Here is a 17,774-nt window from a genome sequence, read left to right on the forward strand (position 1 = left end):
GCCGTCCGGCCGTCTCACGCTCGGCAACTATCTGGGCGCGATCAAGAACTGGCTGCCGCTATCGAAGGATTACGACTGCCACTACATGCTGGTGGATCTGCACGCGATCACCGTGCGTCAGGACCCGGCGATCCTCCGCGAGCGCTGCTACGAGTTCCTGGCGCTGTACATCGCCTGCGGGCTCGATCCGAAAGACAACGTGCTGTTCGTGCAGAGCCATGTGCCGGCGCATTCGCAGCTCGGCTGGATCCTCAACTGCTACACGCAGTTCGGTGAGCTGGGCCGGATGACCCAGTTCAAGGACAAGAGCGCCAAGCATGCCGACAACATCAACGCCGGCCTGTTCGGCTATCCGGTGCTGATGGCGGCGGACATCCTGCTTTATGACGCAGCTCAGGTGCCGGTCGGCGACGATCAGAAGCAGCATCTGGAACTGACGCGCGACATCGCCAATCGCTTCAACAACATCTACGGCCCGGTGTTCACGGTGCCGGAGCCGATGATCCCGCCGGTTGGCGCCCGAATCATGGGTTTGCAGGACCCGACCGGGAAAATGTCCAAATCTGACGACGCCGAAACCAATGCGCTGTACCTGCTCGACTCGCCGGACGTGATCGTCCGCAAGATCAAGCGTGCAGTCACCGACATGGATGGCGTCGTCCGCTTCGACATCGCCGCGAAGCCCGGCGTATCGAATCTGCTGTCGATCCTCGCGGCGACCACCGGCAAGACCGTGACGGCGCTGGAAGCGGAATTCGAAGGCAAGCAGTACGGTGCCTTCAAAGGCGCGGTGGCCGATGCCGTCGTCGAATGCCTGAAGCCGGTACAGGCGAAATACGCTGAACTGCGCGAAGACCGTGACGGCCTGCGTGCCGTGCTGAAGGACGGCGCCGAGCGCGCCAGCGCCCGCGCCAACGCCACCTTGAAGCGCGTGCACGATGTGCTTGGCCTGATCCCGGCGTGAGCGTGGAGGAAGCCACCGAGCTTGCCGCCGACGCAGCAGTTCCGGCTGCCGAGTCGCGCGGCCCACTGGTCAACGGCGAGCGGCTGGCGCAGATGCCCAGCGATCTGTACATCCCGCCGGATGCACTGGAAGTCTTCCTCGAAACCTTCGAAGGCCCGCTCGATCTGCTGCTGTACCTGATCCGCAAGCAGAACCTGGACATCCTCGATATCCCGGTGCTGAAGATCACCCAGCAGTACATGGAATACATCCGCCTGATGCGCGAGCTGCGCCTGGAACTGGCGGCCGAATATCTGGTGATGGCGGCCTGGCTGGCCGAGATCAAGTCGCGCATCCTGTTGCCGAAGCCGCCTGCGCATGACGACGAAACCGGCGGCGATCCGCGTATGGAACTGGTGCGTCGCCTGCAGGAGTACGAGCGCTTCAAGACCGCTGCCGAAGCGCTTGACGCATTGCCGAGAGTCGGCCGCGAGATCGCCGTGGTGCAGGCGCGGCCGGACAAGGTCGATGTCGTCGTGCTGCCACCGGCACCGGGTCTGCGCGAGCTGATGCTGGCGTTCCGCGAGGTGCTGCTGCGCGCCGAGCTGTTCACCCGTCACACCATCGCCCGCGAGCCGCTGAGCGTGCGCGAGCGGATGAGCCATGTGCTCGATTGCGTGCGCAATGGCCCGATCCGCTTCGTCGATCTGATCGATCTTGCCGAAGGGCGGGCAGGGGTCGTGGTCTGCCTGCTGGCGATCCTGGAGCTGGCGAAGTCGTCGATGCTGGAGATCACCCAGTCCGGCCCGTTCGCGCTGGTGACCATTGCCGCTGCCGGCGCGGGTGAAGCGGCGCTGGCCGAGGACGCATGAGCGCGCCTTCATCTGCCTGGGCACTGGAACTCGACAACGTCGCCAAGGGTTTCGGCACCAAGGCCGCCGTTGCCGGCCTGAATCTGAGATTGGAAGCGGGGCAGTTCTACGCGCTGCTCGGTGCCAACGGCGCCGGCAAGACCACCACCTTGCGGATGATCGCCGGCCTGCTGCAGCCGGACGCCGGCAGCATCCGCGTGTTCGGTCATGATCTGGCGGCTAAGCCGATGGCGGCCAAGCAGCAGCTGGCCTTTCTGCCCGACGAGCCGATGCTCTACGGCAAGCTGCGCTGCACCGAATATCTGGAGTTCGTCGCCGGCTTGTGGGGCGTCGACGGCCGCACCGCCGAGCGCAAGGGCGAAGACCTGCTGCGCTGGCTCGATCTCTGGGATGCGCGCGCGAATTACTGCGAAAACCTGTCGCGCGGCATGCAGCAGAAGCTGACCCTGGCCGGCGCGCTGATCCACGAGCCGAAGCTGCTGATCCTCGACGAGCCGCTGACCGGCCTCGATGCCGCCGCCGCGCGCAAGGTCAAGGACGTCCTCGCCGGCCTGGTGCGCGATGGCCTGACCGTGCTGTTCACCACCCACATCCTCGAAGTCGCCGAGCGCATGGCCTCGCGCATCGGCCTGATCCGCGCCGGCCAGCTGATCGCCGAAGGCACTCTGGACGAGCTGCGCCAGCAGTACGGCAACGTCCACGACACGCTCGAAGACCTGTTCCTGTCGGCGACTGGCCCCGATACCGACACTGGCGCCGCATGAGGCTCGCCGCCGGCAGTCTGCCGTGGCTGGTTTGGCAGGACCTGCGCCTCGCTTTCCGCGGCATGAGCCTGGGCCGTCGGCGCCTGTGGCCGTACGTGCTCTACGGTGGTTTCCTGATCGGCCTGCACGCTGTAGCCGGGCTGGTGCTTTACGCGATGCTCAATGCACCAACGAGCTTGAGCACCGAGCGGGCACTGCAGTTTTCCGGCGTGATGCTGTTGTCGCTGGAGTTCTTCATGCTGATGGCGGCAATGATCGGCAGCTTCCGCCTGATCCTCGCCGGCCGTGAACTGAGCCTGCATCTGTCCAGTCCGCTGCCGTTCGAGCGGGTGCTGTGGATGCGGGTGGTCTCGCTGATCGCCGGCACCTGGGCGATCTCGATCCTGCTGGTGACGCCGGTCGCCAACATGGGCGCGCTGCTCGGCGAGCCGCTGTTCCTGCTCGCCTATCCGGTCACCGTGATGATGGCGATGGTGACCCTGGCGCTGGCGCTGTTCATCATCGGGCTGGCGGTGCGTCTGTTCGGCGTGGTGCAGGCCAGGCGAGTGCTGCAGGTGGTGCAGGCGCTGGTGCCGCTGGGCTTCGTCGCCGTCAGCCTGCTGTCGCGGGATCCGCAGGCGAAGGCTGCCGACGGCGGTCACGGCATCGCCAGCAGTGGATTGGCAGCCCATGCCCATCTGGTGCGGCTGCCGGCGCTGGCGATGACCGGCGATCTCACCGCCTTGCTGAGCATGAGCCTGCTCGCCGGCCTGAGTCTGGTGCTCGCCACCCGTTATGCCGCGCCGGCGATCCTGCAGGCCGTGCAATCGCCGGACAACGCACCGCCGCGCCAGCGCCGTCAGCAGGCGTGTGGCGAGACGATGCCGCGCTTCCGTCCCGGCCTGCTGCGCGTGGTGATGCTCAAGGAATGGCGGACCATCGTTCGCGATCCACGGCTGGCAATCGCGCTGCTCGCGCAGCCGATGCTGATCGTCGCGTTCTTCTACGGCAATCTGTTCAAGGGCCAGTACCAGCTCGCGGCGGCCGTCGCTGCCACCACGTTCTTCGCCGGCCAGCTCAGTCAGTACATCTCGAACCTGATGATCAGCGCCGAGGAAGCGCCGGCGCTGCTCGGCGCCTCGCCGCGCTCGCGCGGCCAGCTGATCGCCTACAAGTGCGTCGCCGCGCTTGCCCCGGTGCTGCTGATGATGCTGCTGGCCTCGGTCTGGGCGATGGCGCAGAACCTGTGGATGGGCATCGTCTGCCTGCTGTGCAGCTTCGGCGCCGGCTTCTGCGCCTGCGCGGTGGAAGTGGCGCGGCCGTATCCATCGCCGCGGCGCTCGTTCGTGCAGGTTTCGGCGGCGCGCCGCTCGCGCGATCCGCTCGACATCATCAGCGTCCTGGCCATGCAGTTCGGCTGGACTGCCGCCGCCTGGTTTCTCGCCAATGGCAACCTCTGGGGCGCCGGCATCGTACTGCTGGTGTTGCTGGTGCCGTTCTTCGAATGGTGGCGCGACGCCAATCGGCAGAATTTGCTGGGATACTGACGGTATTACGAACCAACCCCGCCGTGAGGCGGCAAGCGCACAGCCATTGCTGGGCGATCACCGATGCATCCGAAGGACTGAAAGCGTGAACGAAGAAGAGCAGGAAAATCCCATGGTCGAGGCCTCGACCGATAACTCACCGGCCGTCGATCTCGGCGCGGTCAGCTTGATCATCGAAGCGCTGCTGCTGGCTTCCGACGGCGCGTTGTCGATGGATCAGCTGGTGCGCTTCGTCGGCTCCGAGTTCAACCTCGGCAAGCGCGAACTGCGCGAAGCGCTGGCATTGGTCGACAGCCGCTTCTCCGGCACCGCCAGCGAGCTGAAGGAAGTGGCCAGCGGCTGGCGCGTGCAGGTGCGGCCCGAATACGCCGAATGGGTCGCGCGCCTGTGGCAGGAAAAGCCGCCGAAGTATTCGCGCGCCCTGCTCGAAACCCTGGCGCTGATCGTCTATCGCCAGCCGATCACCCGTGGCGAGATCGAGGACGTGCGCGGTGTCGCCGTGTCCTCGAACATCCTGCGCACGCTCTCGGAGCGCGGCTGGATACGCGAGCTGGGCCACAAGGACGTACCGGGCCGCCCGGCGCTGTTCGGCACCACCTCGCAGTTCCTCGACGACTTCAATCTGCGCACGCTCGACCAGTTGCCGGCGCTGCCCGACGTGAAAGATCTCGAACAGCTGGAAGCCGCGCTGGCCAAGCTCGGTGCCGGCGCTGGCGCCACGGCGCTACCGCGTCCGGGCGAAGAGGAGGCCGACAGCGACGAGGAATCGGATACCGGTTCCGACGGCGATGAGTCACCAGCCGACGTGGTGCTCCATTGAGCGGCGAGCGGATTCAGAAGGTGCTGGCCGATGCCGGTCTCGCTTCGCGTCGCGCCATCGAAACCATGGTCGCCGAAGGCCGCATCAAGGTGAACGGAGACGCGGCGACGGCAGGCCAGAAGGTGGTTGCCGGCGATCGCATCACCATCGACGGCCGCATGGTTCGCCATTCGTACGCGAAGGAAGCGACCCGCGTGCTGCTGTACAAGAAGCGCGTCGGCGAACTGGTCACCCGTGACGATCCCGAAGGCCGCAAGACGGTGTTCAAGAAACTGCCGAAGCTCGACAACGGCCGCTGGATCGCCGTCGGCCGTCTCGATCTGAACACTTCCGGCCTGCTGCTGATGACCAACGACGGCGAGCTGGCCCGCCGTCTGACTCATCCGAGCTACGAGATGGAGCGCGAGTACGCGGTACGCGTGCTCGGCACCATCACCAAGGAAACGCTCGACAAGCTGCGCAAAGGTGTCGAGCTGGAAGACGGCCCGGCGCACTTCGACAAGATCGAGCCCGGCGAACGTATCGCTCCCGAACTCGATGACGATGGCGACGACGAAGGCCGGACCGGCTCGGCGAACACCTGGTGGAAGGTCACCCTGAAGGAAGGCCGCAACCGCGAAGTACGCCGCCTGTTCGATTCGCAGGACCTGAAAGTCAGCCGCCTGATCCGCGTTCGCTATGGCCCCATCCTGCTCGGCCGTGGCGTCAAGTCCAGCGGCTTCCGCGATCTCGATCGCGACGAACTGAGCGCGCTGCGTGCGGCGGTCGGCTTCGAAGCACCGAAGAAAGCCAAGGAGCCGCGCGAGCGGCGTTCACGGCCGGGCGCCGAAGAGCGAAAGATCGGCGACGTGCCGCGTCGCGACGCGATCAAGAAGGTCGATCGCAAGGCCAAGCCGGAAGGCTGGACCGGCTACAAGCCGCGCAAGCCGGAGTAAATCGGCGGCGGCTGAACATCAAAGGCTGCCTCACGCAAAGACGTAAAGAAAAGCTTTTACAGAAGAATTTTGACGTCGCTGTTCGTGGCGTCTTTGCGTGAGATCGCTGTTCTGTTCAGCCCGCCTGCTTGGCGCCGCCCAGCGCCGCCACCAGATCGCCGACCAGCAGACTCAGCTCGCCGGTCATCAGGGTGAAATCGGTATCGAAGGCATCGGCGTCGTTCTTCTTCGCGGCGGCATCGTCTTCGCTGATGTCGATGAAGCGGATGCGCTTGATCGCCAGCTTGTCGGTCAGCACCAGGGTCAGGCGCTCGCGCCAGCCCAGGCCGACGCGGGTGACGATCTTGCCGCCGCTGATCAGGCTTTTCAGCTCCGGCCCGTCGAGGCTGTGACGGGCGTAGCGCACGGCCGCCTTGGTCGGGTTGTCGGCCAGCAGTTCGCAATCGTCCTGGACGATGAACATCGGCGGAGACGAACCCGTCGCCAGCCAGGCGGTCATTGCTGCGGACGGCGCCTCTTTGGTGTCCAGCGGCACGGCCGGCAGATCACCGAGATCGGCACGCAGCACGGTGCCGAGGTCTTCGGCGAGCTTTGGCGAGGAGCTGTCGACGATGAACCAGCCATGCTCGAAATCGATCCAGGCGCGGACCGTACGGCTGCGGATGAAGGCGCGCGGCCGCAGTTCGTCGATGACCAGATCCTTCAAGTCACGGAGTTGCTTGCGACCCGGTGCGAAGCCCTGCTGCTGCTCCAGCGCAGCGGCCTTCTCCTTGAGCACCTGATTGACCACCGAGCCCGGCAGCATGCGCTGCTCGATGCCGAGCGCGATCAGTAACTGCTTGCCCTGTGAGTAGACCAGGCCGGCGCCTGGCGCCGGCGGCACCCAGCCCTGGCTCTGCATGCTGGCACTGTTGACCGGGATCAGCGGGTGCTTGGCCAGCGCTTCTTCCACCTGCGCCGCCGTCATCCGCCAGCCCGGCGCCAGCGAGTACACCGTCAAATTCTTGAACCAGATCGACATCGGATGGAGGCAGGTCAGCGTGTGGCGCAAGAGGGTAGCGGAGGCGGGCGCCGGTCGCTAGCCGTGGGCCTGTTCACGATCGCTTTGATCGCTGCGTTGCAGGTCAAAAGCACGCCGGGCGAGGCGCGAACCGCAGGCCATAGCCACCTATGGTCAAGGTTCGCAACGAAGTCCCGGCGCGCTTTTGGCCGCAACCCTTCGGGGCGGGGCCAGTTCTGCGCATTGCTGCCTCTCTCGTCGCGCCAATGGGTCGGCCATTGGCCGCTCCTCGTTCATTGCACTGCGCAGAAATGACCTCCGCCGCAGCGACCAAAGTGATCGAGAACAGGCCCAGCGCTCAGCGCAGCTTCTTCAGCCGATAGAGCAGCTCCAGCGCATCGCGCGGGCTCAAGGAATCGGGATCGGTCTTGTCGAGCAGGCTCAGCGCTTTCGATTCGGCTGGCGCGAACAGCGCGAGCTGTGGCGGTTCCGGTTTGCGCGCTACGGGCAGAGCTTTCGCCGGTGCCGCTTCGGCCTGCTTTTCCAGCGCGTTGAGGATGGTCCGCGCCCGTGCGATCACCGGTCCCGGCACGCCGGCCAGTGCCGCAACCTGCAGACCGTAGGAGCGGTTCGCCGGCCCCGGCTGCACCTTGTGCAGGAACACCAGCTGCTCGCCGGCGGCCGATGAATATTCGGCGGCGTCGAGGTGGACGTTGACCACCGCGGGCAGTTCGTCAGCGAGCGCGGTCAGTTCGAAATAATGGGTCGCAAATAGCGTCCAGGCTTTCGAGGTCGTCGCCAGGTATTCGGCGCAGGCGCGGGCGAGGGCGAGGCCGTCATAGGTCGACGTGCCGCGGCCGACTTCGTCCATCAGCACCAGGCTTTGTGCGGTGGCGTTGTGCAGGATGTTCGCGGTTTCCGACATCTCGACCATGAACGTCGACTGCGCACGCGCCAAGTCATCGGCAGCGCCGATGCGGGTGAAGATGCGATCGACCGGGCCGATCACCGCGCTTTCCGCCGGCACGAAGCTGCCGGCGTGGGCAAGCAGAACGATCAGTGCCGTCTGGCGCATGTAGGTGCTCTTGCCGCCCATGTTCGGGCCGGTGATCAGCAGCAGGCGACGGCTGTCGTCGAGCAGGCTGTCGTTCGGCACAAACGGCGTATCGAGCGTGGTTTCGACCACCGGATGACGGCCGCCGCTGATCCGGATGCCAGAGGTTTCGACCAGCGCCGGCCGCGTCCAGCGCAGCGCTTCGGCGCGCTCGGCGTAAGCGCCCAGCACATCGAGTTCGGCGATCGCGGCGGCAGTGGCCTGCAGCGGCACGAGATCGGCAGCAACCCGGTCGAGCAGCGCTTCGTAAAGCTGCTTCTCACGGGCCAGCGATTTGTCGCGGGCACCGAGCACTTGATCCTCGAAGCGCTTCAGCTCCTCGGTAATGTAGCGCTCGGCATTGGTCAGGGTCTGACGACGCAAGTAGTCGGCCGGCACCTTCGCCGAATGCAGCTTCGACACCTCGATGAAATAGCCCTGCACTCGGTTGTAGCCAACCTTCAGGCCGTCGATGCCGGAACGCGCCCGCTCGCGGCTTTCGAGATCGAGCAGGAAGCCGTCAGCATTGGTCGACAGGTTGCGCAGCTCGTCGAGCGAAGCATCGAAGCCGGGGCGGAACACGCCGCCATCACGGGCCAGCAGCGGCGGCTCGTCGACGATCGCCCGTGCCAGTTCGGCAGCGAGGGAAGGGTGATCGCCGAGCCGTTCGGCCAGCGATCTCAGCAGTGGCGCATCGACGGTGGCGAAGGTCTGCGCCAATGCCGGCAAGCCGGCCAGCGAAGCGCCCAGCCCGGCAAGATCGCGCGGCCTAGCCGAGCGCAAGGACACGCGCGCCAGGATGCGTTCGATATCGGCGATCGGCCGCAGCGCTTCGCGCAAGGTTCGATAGCTGCCATCGTCGATCAGCATCGCCACCGCATCGTGACGGGCACCCACCGTTTCGCGATCGCGCAGCGGCCGCGACAGCCAGCGCCGCATCTGCCGGCTGCCCATGCTGGTCACGCAGGCATCGAGCACGGCAACCAGAGTGTGCGGCGCGGAGCCGGACAAGGAGTGCTCGATCTCCAGATTGCGCCGCGTCGACGGATCGAGGATCAGCGCCTCGTCGATCGTTTCGACTCGCAAGCCAGTGAGATGCGCGACCTTGGCTTTCTGCGTCTCCTGCACGTACTGCAGCAGCGCACCGGCCGCACCCAAGGCAGGGCCGAGTTCATCGGCACCGTAGCCACGCAGATCGCGAGTGCCGAACTGCTCGGTCAACAGGCGGCGAGCAGACGAAGTATCGAAATGCCAGACCGGCCGCGCCCGTCCATGCAGACCACCGAGTTCATAAGCGGAATCTTCCGGCGTCAGCAGCTCGGAAGCACGTAGCCGATGCAGCTCGGCGCGCCAGTCGCCGGCGCTCTCGGTTTCCAGCACCGAGAAGCGCCCGGAAGACAGTTCCAGCCAGGCCAGGCCGAACTTGCCGCCGCTGATGCAGGCTGCCGCGAGCAGATTCTGGGCGCGCGAATCGAGCAGCGAATCCTCGGTCGCCGTACCCGGCGTGACCACGCGAACCACTTCGCGACGCACCGGACCCTTCTCGAGGCCGACTTCACCCACTTGCTCGACGATCGCCGCCGATTCGCCCTGACGGATCAGGCGGCCGAGGTAGTTCTCGAGCTGGTGATAAGGCACGCCAGCCATCGCGATCGGCGCGCCATTCGATTCGCCACGCTTGGTCAGCGTGATGTTCAGCAGCCTCGAAGCCTTGCGCGCGTCCTCGTAGAAAAGCTCGTAGAAATCGCCCATCCGATACAGCACCAGCGTGTCCGGGTACTGCGACTTGATCGCCAGGTACTGCTGCATCATCGGCGTGTGTTCGCCGGGTTTGTTTGCGGTCATGAACTTCGAATCGTGGGGGCGCGGGTGCAGACCCGCTGAGCGTTGCGGTAGCTAGCTGTCGGAGCAGGCTTCGGAAAGCGATTGGGGCGATGACTTTGACCCCATTGGATGAAGCCAGGCGACCGTTTTCCCGCGTCGAATCAGCCCGATCACTTCGCCGTGTTGGGCTCTGCGAATCAACTCGCACATCTTGGCTCTGGCTTCTGTAACGGTCACGAGCGTGACTTCTTCGGACATGGCCGGCTCCGCTTTTCCGGAGAACAAGTTACCACGCCGCCTATAATCCGCCGCCTAACCGCTCAGCAGAATCCCGATGACCTGGACCCCCTCAAGCTGGCACTCCCTGCCGGCCGTGCAGCAGCCGAACTACCCCGATGCGGGTGCGCTGGAAGCCGCGCTTGGTGAACTGCGCCGCCTGCCGCCGTTGGTCACGTCCTGGGAAGTCGATGCGCTGAAATTGCGGCTTGCGGAAGCGCAAGCCGGCAAGCGTTTCGTGTTGCAGGGTGGCGACTGCGCGGAGAGCTTTGCCGACTGCGAATCCGGTCTGATCGCCAATCGGCTGAAGGTGTTGCTGCAGATGAGCCTGGTCATGGTCCACGGGCTGAAGATGCCGGTGGTACGGGTCGGGCGCATCGCCGGCCAGTACGCCAAGCCGCGTTCGGCCGATGTCGAAACCAAGGATGGGCTGACCCTGCCGTGCTATCGCGGCGACACGGTCAATCGGCCGGAATTCACCTCCGATGCGCGTATCCCGAATCCCGCCTTGCTGCTCGAAGGCCACAAGCGTTCGGCGATGACCATCAACTTCGTCCGTGGCCTGATCGATGGCGGCTTTGCCGATCTGCATCATCCGGAATACTGGGATCTCGACTGGGTGCATCACGCGCCGCTCGCCGAGCAGTACTCCAAGCGCGTCGAAGCGATCACCGAATCGGTCAAGTTCATGGAAACCCTGGCCGGCCAGCCGATCCACGATTTCAATCGCGTCGAGTTCTACACCTCGCATGAAGCGCTGCTGCTGGCTGCAGAGGCCGCGCAGACCCGGCAGGTACCGCGCAAGCCGGGCTGGTACAACCTGTCGACCCATCTTCCCTGGATCGGCTTGCGCACCGCGGCTGTCGATGGTGCGCACGTCGAATACATGCGCGGTATCCGCAATCCGATTGCCGTGAAGCTCGGCGTGTCGATGAGCGCGGAATGGGTGCAGGAGCTTTGCCGTTTGCTGAACCCGGACAAGGAACCGGGCCGCTTGACCTTCATCCACCGGCTCGGTGCCGGCAAGGTCGAATCCGGGCTGCCGAAGATGATCGACGCGGTGCGCGCTGCGGGTCACGAAGTGCTGTGGCTTTGCGATCCGATGCACGGCAATACTCAGACCGCTGGCAACGGCCTCAAGACCCGGCGCTTCGACGACATCCTCAGCGAAGTCGAAGCTTCGTTCGCAGTGCATGCGGCCTGCGGGTCGCGGCTTGGCGGCGTGCATCTGGAGCTCACCGGCGAGGACGTCACCGAATGTCTCGGCGGTGCCCGGGACCTCACCGAAACCGACCTCGAACGCGCCTACCGATCGGCCGTCGATCCGCGCCTGAACTACGAACAGGCGCTGGAGTTGTCGCTGAAGATCGCGGCCCACGGTGGCCATAAACCGTAGGGTGAGATAGCCGCAGGCGCATCCCGCCGCGTTGCATGACCGAAGCCAGGAGCAGGGAAAGGATGCGCAAGAACTTCAGCAAGCTCGCGGTACTGGCAGTAGTGATCGTCATTGCGGCCGCCGTCACCTTCTGGCTGACCCGCGAACGTCATGGCGACGAGGATTACGACTACGCGGCTGCGTTCGAATCGCTGGATCCGGCCAGTGGCGCGCCGCTGTTCCGCATCGCCGATGTCGCCGGCCACACCGAAGCCGAACTCGCCGTCGTGCTCGGCCCGCCCTGGGATTGCGAAAGCTCGCTGTATTCGCGCCGCTGCCGTTACGCACCGGGCAGCACCGAAGTGGTGTTCATCGAGGGCAAGGCGGACTGGCTGACGGTCCGCTCGCCGGGTGAAGTCGAATTCAATGCCAGCGCGCTGACCCGCATCGGTCTGGTCGAGAAGAAGCCGGACCAGAGCACCGCCGAGGAACTGATCTGGACCAACCTTGCCGGCCTGCGCGAAGTGCGCGCGGTCAGCAATGGCGACGGTGTGCAGATGCTGCGCATCAAGGTGAAGTCATGAGCGTGGTCATGACTCTGCGGCGCGGTGTCGGTGCGCTGATCGGCGCGCTGTTGCTGGTCGCAAACGCCGCCACGGCGGACGAGCTGAAGCTGCTGCGGATCACGCCGGCGGGTGATGATGTCGAAGCGGGCCAGCAGCAGATCGTGCTGGCCTTCGATCGTGCCGTGGTGCCGTTAGGCCGCATGGAGCGCAAGCCGGAAGAAGTGCCGGTGACGATCACCCCCGGGCTGCCCTGCGACTGGCGCTGGCTCGATACCACGACCCTGGCCTGCCAGTTGCCGGAAGAAGCAGCGCTGACGCCGGCCACGGCCTATACCGTGGAGGTGCGTCAGGAACTGGTCGCCGACAGCGGCGCCAAGCTGCTGAAGGGCATGAGCCATCGCTTCATCACCGCACGGCCGGCCTTGCGTTACGGCAGCGTAGCCTCGTGGCGCTCGCCAACGCTGCCGGTGATCCGCGCGGTGTTCGATCAGCCGGTCACGGCGGCGTCGCTGCAGGCGGCAGCCAGCCTGGGGGGCGCGCCGGTGCTCGTCGAAGCCGATCTTCAGGACGATGAAACGCCGTACTACGTGCCGGCGCTGCACGGCATGCCGGCGGGCGAGGCGCGCAAGCAATGGCGGGTACTGCCAGCGAAGCCACTGCCGGCCGATCGCGATGGCGAGTTGCAAGTCGGCCCGGGGCTGGTATCGGCGCTTGGCACCGAGCGCGGCGTTGCCAGTGATAGCGCCGCACCGTTCCACACCTTTGCCGATCTGCGCCTGCTCGGCCTGCAATGCGTGACCGCCGGTGGCCAGACCTTGCTGACTCGGCCCGGCGACAAGGCGCCGCTGTGCGATCCGCTGTCGAACGCGGCGCTGGTGTTTACCGCGCCGGTCGAAGCCGAAGGCAATGGCCGCAGGCTGACGATCACGCCGGACCCCTCCGGCGGCCGCAAGGACTACGACCCCTGGGCGAATGCCTCGACCAGCTGGTACGCCGGCTCGAGCAATCGCGACAACAGCCGCTATCTGCTGCGCTTCCCGTTCACCTTGAAGGCCGATGCCGAGTACCGGATCAGCGGCGGTGCAGACATCCACGATCTGTTCGATCGCAAGTTGCCGGGGCCGATCGATCTGAGTTTCCGCACCGCGCACCGCAGCCCGAATTTGAGCTTCTCGCATCCACAGGCCGTGCTCGAAGCCGGTATCGATTCCGAGGTGCCGGCGGTGGTCACCAATCTCGACAGCGTCGAGATCGCCTACACGCGAACTACGGCGAGCGGTGTCGACCGCGATCTGAAAGCCAGCCGGCCAGTCGCTCAGGCGCGCGACATCGCCTTCGCGATGCCGCTCGATATCCGCGCCTTGCTCGACGGCCATTCCGGCGTCGTCGAAGGCTGGCTGACCACCAAGCCGGCGACTGGAAAATATCCGCCCCAGCGTCCGGGCGAGCCGCTGTTCGCGCAGGTCACGCCCTGGCAGGTGCACGCCAAGTTCGGCCACTACAACACCCTGGTCTGGGTCACCGAGTTCGCCACCGGCAAACCGGTTGCCGGTGCCACAGTCGATCTGTTCGTTGCCAAGCCGCCGGTGTGGCAGCCGGAGTCGTCGAGCACTGCGGTTGCCGTGAAGACCGATGCCGATGGCCTGGCCGAGCTGCCCGGTGCCGCCAGCGTCGACCCGATGCTTAACCACAGCGGCTGGAACGCGAAAGCGCCGCTGGCCGTGCGCGTGGTGCGCGATGGCGACGTCGCCGTGCTGCCGCTCAACGATGGCTTCAGCGTCGATACCTATCGCGCCTCCGGTTACGAGGTCTACGCCTCGCGCCAGCAGCGCCACGGCCATCTGAAGAGCTGGGGCACCACGGCGCAGGGCGTCTATCGCGCCGGCGATACCATGCAGTTCAAGCTCTATGTCCGCAACGAAGCCAACAAGGCGCTGGCGGCTGCCGAGCGCGGGCCGTACAAGCTGCGCGTGCTCGATCCGGCGGATCAGGTGGTGCATGAGCGCGATGGCCTGACGCTGTCCGAGTTCGGTGCCGTCGATGGCGAGTTCGCTATCCCTAAGCAGGGCAAGGTCGGCTGGTATCGCTTCGAGCTGGAAGCCAGCTATACCGCCGCCGATCGCGAGCCGGACAGCGAAGGCAAGCGGCATGCGGACACGCTGTATCCGATGCAGGTGCTGATCTCCGATTTCACGCCCGCGCCGTTCAAGCTCGCCGCCGAGATCCACGCCAAGCGCGTGGCGCCGGGTCAGCCGTTCGAGGCACTGCTGCGCGCCAGCCTGCACAGCGGTGGCGGCTTCAGCGGCGCGCCGGCGACGATCAGCGCCAGAGTCGAAGCAGCGCCTTTCACCAGCAACGATCCAGCCGCCGAAGACTTCAGCTACGCGGCTGATGCCGGAGACGATCCGCGCGGCAGCCGCGGCATCTCGACCAAGCGCGCAACGACCAATGGCCAGGGTGAGTTCAGCACCGAACTGACTGCTCCCGAGAGCGACATCGCCTGGGGCACGGTGCTGGTCGAAGCCAGCGTGCAGGACGATCGCGGTCGCACCATTGCCGCTGCGGCATCGGTGCCGTACGCCGGCCGCGATCGCTTCATCGGCCTGCGCAGCCGGGACTGGCTGCTGAGCCAGGGCAAGGCGACCAGCGTCGAAACCCTTGTCAGCGATGCCGACGGCAAACCGGTGGCCGGCACGCCGCGCTATGTGCGCATCGAGCGTCGCGATGTCTCGGTGGCCCGGGTCAAGGACATCGGCAACGCCTATGTCTCGCGCTACAGCGAGAAGTGGGTCGACGTCGCGATCTGCAAGGGCCGCTCCACCGCCGGCCCGCAGGCCTGCGCGTTCACGCCGGATGCCGGCGGCCAGTACCGGATCACCGCGATGGTCCGCGATACCCAGAACCGCCTGCATCGTTCCTCGCGCTGGATGTGGGCCAGCGGCAGCAATCGCTTCGTCTGGCAGGAGAAGGACGACTACGGCCTGGAACTCGATGCCGATCGCAAGAGCTACAAGGTCGGCGATGTCGCGAAGATCCTGGTCAAGAATCCGTACCCGGGCGCAACCGCGCTGATCACCACCGAGCGCTACGGCGTCATCGATCGCCGCACCCAGGTGCTCGAAGGTTCGACGCCGGTGATCGAGGTCAAGATCACGCCGGAGCATCTGCCCGGCTTCTATCTGTCGGTGGTCGTGCAATCGCCGCGCGTGGCAAGCCCGCCGCCGGATGGTGATGTCGATCTCGGCAAGCCGACCTTCCGGATGGGCTATCGGACGATCACCGTCGAGGATCCCTATCGGCAGATCGACGTCGAGGTGACCGCCGACAAGGCCAAGTACCGGCCGCGCGAAACCGCGAAGCTCAGCGTCACCGCGACTCCGAAAGCAGCGCTGGCCGATCCGAAGATGGAGCTTGCCGTCGCCGTCGTCGACGAAGCGGTCTATGACCTGATTCGTGATGGCGAAAGCTATTTCGATCCTTATCGCGGCTTCAATGGCCTGCAGAGCCTGGACCTCGCCAACTACAGCCTGCTGACCCGACTCGTCGGCCGCCAGAAATTCGAGAAGAAGGGTGCGACGCCGGGCGGTGATGGCGGTGCCGATCTGTCCCTGCGTTCGGTCGACAAGTTCGTTGCCTACTGGAATCCGTCGCTGGTCACCGATGCTGCTGGCCACGCCAGCTTCGACTTCGTGCTGCCAGACAATCTCACCGCCTGGAAGGTGATCGTGCTCGCGGTATCACCGGGCGATCGCTTCGGCCTCGGCTCGACCAAGCTGATCTCGACCAAAGACACCGAGCTGCGGCCGGTGATGCCGAACCAGATCAGCAGCGGCGACAAGTTCCGCGCCGGCTTCTCGGTGCTCAATCGCGCCGATGCGCCACGCAGCTTGGTGGTGACCATCGAGGCGACGGGTGCTGCAACGGCGAAGACCGAACAGACCGTGAAGCTCGCGGCTTTCGAGCGCCAGACCGTGTTTGTCGACATCGCTGCCGAAGTGGCCGGCAATGAGCCGGGCACCATCGCGTTCAAGGCCACGGCTGGCGATGCCAAGGATCGGGATGGCCTGACGTTCAGCCTGCCGGTGAAGCCACGCCGGCCGACGGTGACCGCCTCCGAGTTCGGCTTCCTCGATGACGGCAGCGCCACGACGCCAATCGAAGTGCCGGCTGGCAGCTTGCCCGGCGGCGAAGTCGCCGTGCGCTTCTCGCCGACCGTGCTCGGCAATCTCGACGGTGCTTTCCGCTATCTGCGCGATTACCCCTATCTGTGCTGGGAACAGCGTCTGACCAAGGGCGTGATGGCCGCACAGTACGGCCGCCTGCAGCCGTACCTCGGCTCTGGGCCCGACCCGGCATTCGCCTGGCCGGAAGCGCCCGGCATCACCACGCAATTGTTCGCCGATGCCGCCGGCTTCCAGGCGAGTAACGGTGGCATGACCTACTGGGATGGCGATGAGTCGCACGTCAGCCCCTATCTGTCCGCCTACACCGCGCTGGCCTTCGAGTGGCTGCGTGCCGCTGGCCTGAAGCCGCCGCAAGCGGTGCAAACCAAGCTCGATGGCTATCTGCAGACGCTGTTGCGCAAGAACGTCGCCGGCCAATCCGCTGAGGCCTCGAGCACGGTGCGCGCGGTGGTGCTGGCGGCGCTGGCGCGGCGCGGCAAGCTCGATGCGGCGGAGCTGGAACGTCATGCCCCGGGGCTGCCGCGCATGGGCCTGTTCGGCCAGGCGATGCTGCTCGATGCGGCGCGACGGGTCGATGGTGGGTCCGCCGTTGCTCGAACGGCGCTAGATCAGATTCTCGCTCGCGGCCAGCAAAGCGCCGGCACCTTCGTGCTGCGCGAAACCGAGGACAGCGCCTGGATTCCGCTGCTTGGCTCGCCGCTGCGCGCGAACTGCATGGCGCTGATGGCGCTGGTCGGTACTGATGACAAGCTCGTCGATGACGATGCTTCGCTGCGCGAACTGCCGGCCAAGCTGGTGCGCTCGATCAGCCAGTCCCGTGGCGGTCGCGATCACTGGGAGAACACCCAGGAGAACGTGTTCTGCGCCAGCGCAATGGAAGCCTATGCACGGCGCTACGAATCGGCCGCGCCGGCGTTCACCTTGGAAGCGCTGCTCGATGGCCAGGCTTTCGCCACCGCGAAGTTCTCGACGCCGCGTGATGCTGCTGTTGCCGCGGCGAAGCCGATCAAGGCCGAAGATATCGGCAAGCGTCGCGAATTGGAGATTCGCCACGCAGGCGAGGGCCGTGGCTACTGGGCGGCGAACGTCCGCTATGTGCAGGCCGATGATCAAGCCAGTGCGGCGAATGCCGGCATCAGCCTGAAGCGCAATTACGCCGTGAAGCGCGATGGCCAATGGCAAGCGCTGACGTCGCCGATGACGATTCGCCGTGGCGAGCTGGTGCGCATCGAACTGCTGCTGAACACGCCGGTGGCGCGCAGCTTCGTGGTCGTCGACGATCCGGTACCCGGCGGCCTGGAGCCGGTGAATCCGGATCTCGCAGTCAGCAGCGGTCTCGATGCCGCCGAGGCCGAGCCGCCGGGTTCGGCGAGCCCGTATCCGTTCTATCACCGCGAACTGCGCTTCGAAGCGGCACGCTGGTTCGCCGATGGAGTCGAGGCCGGCAGCCATCGCCTGTACTGGGTAGGACAAGCTGTGGCGACCGGCGAGTTCGCCGTGCAGGCGCCGCATGCCGAAGCAATGTACGACCCGGATATCTTCGGCAACGAGGTGCCGGCGCGGTTGATCGTGGAGGAAGCGGCAAAGCCTTCGGGA

At 65.8% G+C, this 17,774-nt stretch carries 12 protein-coding genes; 9 read left to right on the forward strand and 3 right to left on the reverse strand.

The window, feature by feature from the left end; genetic code table 11:
* The 6 genes from trpS to QZY06_RS19890 all read left to right on the forward strand — a co-directional run.
* Positions 1-964: tryptophan--tRNA ligase (gene trpS / locus QZY06_RS19865; RefSeq protein ID WP_295687446.1), on the forward strand; the 964-nt coding region annotated here is incomplete at its 5' end.
* A gap of 2 nt (positions 965-966) precedes the next feature.
* Positions 967-1,815 (forward strand): ScpA family protein, encoded by an 849-nt coding sequence (locus tag QZY06_RS19870; RefSeq protein ID WP_367275690.1) that lies wholly within the window; start codon positions 967-969, stop codon positions 1,813-1,815.
* On the forward strand, positions 1,812-2,579 hold the full coding sequence (locus tag QZY06_RS19875) for an ABC transporter ATP-binding protein (RefSeq protein ID WP_295687451.1): 768 nt from the start codon (positions 1,812-1,814) through the stop codon (positions 2,577-2,579). Before QZY06_RS19870 ends, QZY06_RS19875 begins: the two co-directional genes overlap by 4 nt.
* On the forward strand, positions 2,576-4,105 hold the full coding sequence (locus QZY06_RS19880) for a hypothetical protein (protein ID WP_295687454.1): 1,530 nt from the start codon (positions 2,576-2,578) through the stop codon (positions 4,103-4,105). Before QZY06_RS19875 ends, QZY06_RS19880 begins: the two co-directional genes overlap by 4 nt.
* An 85-nt stretch (positions 4,106-4,190) precedes the next feature.
* Complete coding sequence (gene scpB / locus QZY06_RS19885) at positions 4,191-4,925, forward strand: SMC-Scp complex subunit ScpB (RefSeq protein ID WP_295687457.1); 735 nt, start codon at positions 4,191-4,193, stop codon at positions 4,923-4,925.
* Positions 4,922-5,860 carry a pseudouridine synthase gene (locus QZY06_RS19890; RefSeq protein ID WP_293388032.1) on the forward strand — a complete coding sequence of 313 codons (939 nt, stop codon included), beginning with the start codon at positions 4,922-4,924 and terminating at the stop codon, positions 5,858-5,860. Before scpB ends, QZY06_RS19890 begins: the two co-directional genes overlap by 4 nt.
* 115 nt (positions 5,861-5,975) lie before the next feature.
* Here the strand turns inward: QZY06_RS19890 and QZY06_RS19895 are convergent, their stop codons facing one another.
* The 3 genes from QZY06_RS19895 to QZY06_RS19905 all read right to left on the reverse strand — a co-directional run bounded on the left by QZY06_RS19895 (position 5,976) and on the right by QZY06_RS19905 (position 10,035).
* Positions 5,976-6,881, reverse strand: coding sequence for a recombination-associated protein RdgC (locus QZY06_RS19895; protein ID WP_295687459.1), 906 nt, complete (start codon positions 6,879-6,881; stop codon positions 5,976-5,978).
* Positions 6,882-7,218: 337 nt separating this feature from the next.
* Positions 7,219-9,798 (reverse strand): DNA mismatch repair protein MutS, encoded by a 2,580-nt coding sequence (gene mutS, locus QZY06_RS19900; RefSeq protein ID WP_295687462.1) that lies wholly within the window; start codon positions 9,796-9,798, stop codon positions 7,219-7,221.
* A gap of 51 nt (positions 9,799-9,849) precedes the next feature.
* Entirely contained in the window at positions 9,850-10,035 is a 186-nt protein-coding gene (locus tag QZY06_RS19905; protein WP_295687464.1) for a hypothetical protein, read from the reverse strand.
* A gap of 76 nt (positions 10,036-10,111) precedes the next feature.
* Between QZY06_RS19905 and QZY06_RS19910 the strand changes: the two genes are divergently transcribed.
* From QZY06_RS19910 to QZY06_RS19920, 3 genes are all read left to right on the forward strand, one after another.
* Entirely contained in the window at positions 10,112-11,449 is a 1,338-nt protein-coding gene (locus tag QZY06_RS19910; RefSeq protein ID WP_295687467.1) for a class II 3-deoxy-7-phosphoheptulonate synthase, read from the forward strand.
* Between the two features lie 62 nt (positions 11,450-11,511).
* Positions 11,512-12,012 (forward strand): hypothetical protein, encoded by a 501-nt coding sequence (locus QZY06_RS19915; RefSeq protein ID WP_295687470.1) that lies wholly within the window; start codon positions 11,512-11,514, stop codon positions 12,010-12,012.
* 8 nt (positions 12,013-12,020) lie between these two features.
* Positions 12,021-17,774 (forward strand): alpha-2-macroglobulin family protein (locus QZY06_RS19920; protein ID WP_295687472.1); only part of this gene is annotated, 5,754 nt, incomplete at its 3' end.

The sequence above is a fragment of the uncultured Nevskia sp. genome (genome assembly GCF_903885465.1).
In the GTDB taxonomy this organism is placed as follows: Bacteria; Pseudomonadota; Gammaproteobacteria; order Nevskiales; family Nevskiaceae; genus Nevskia.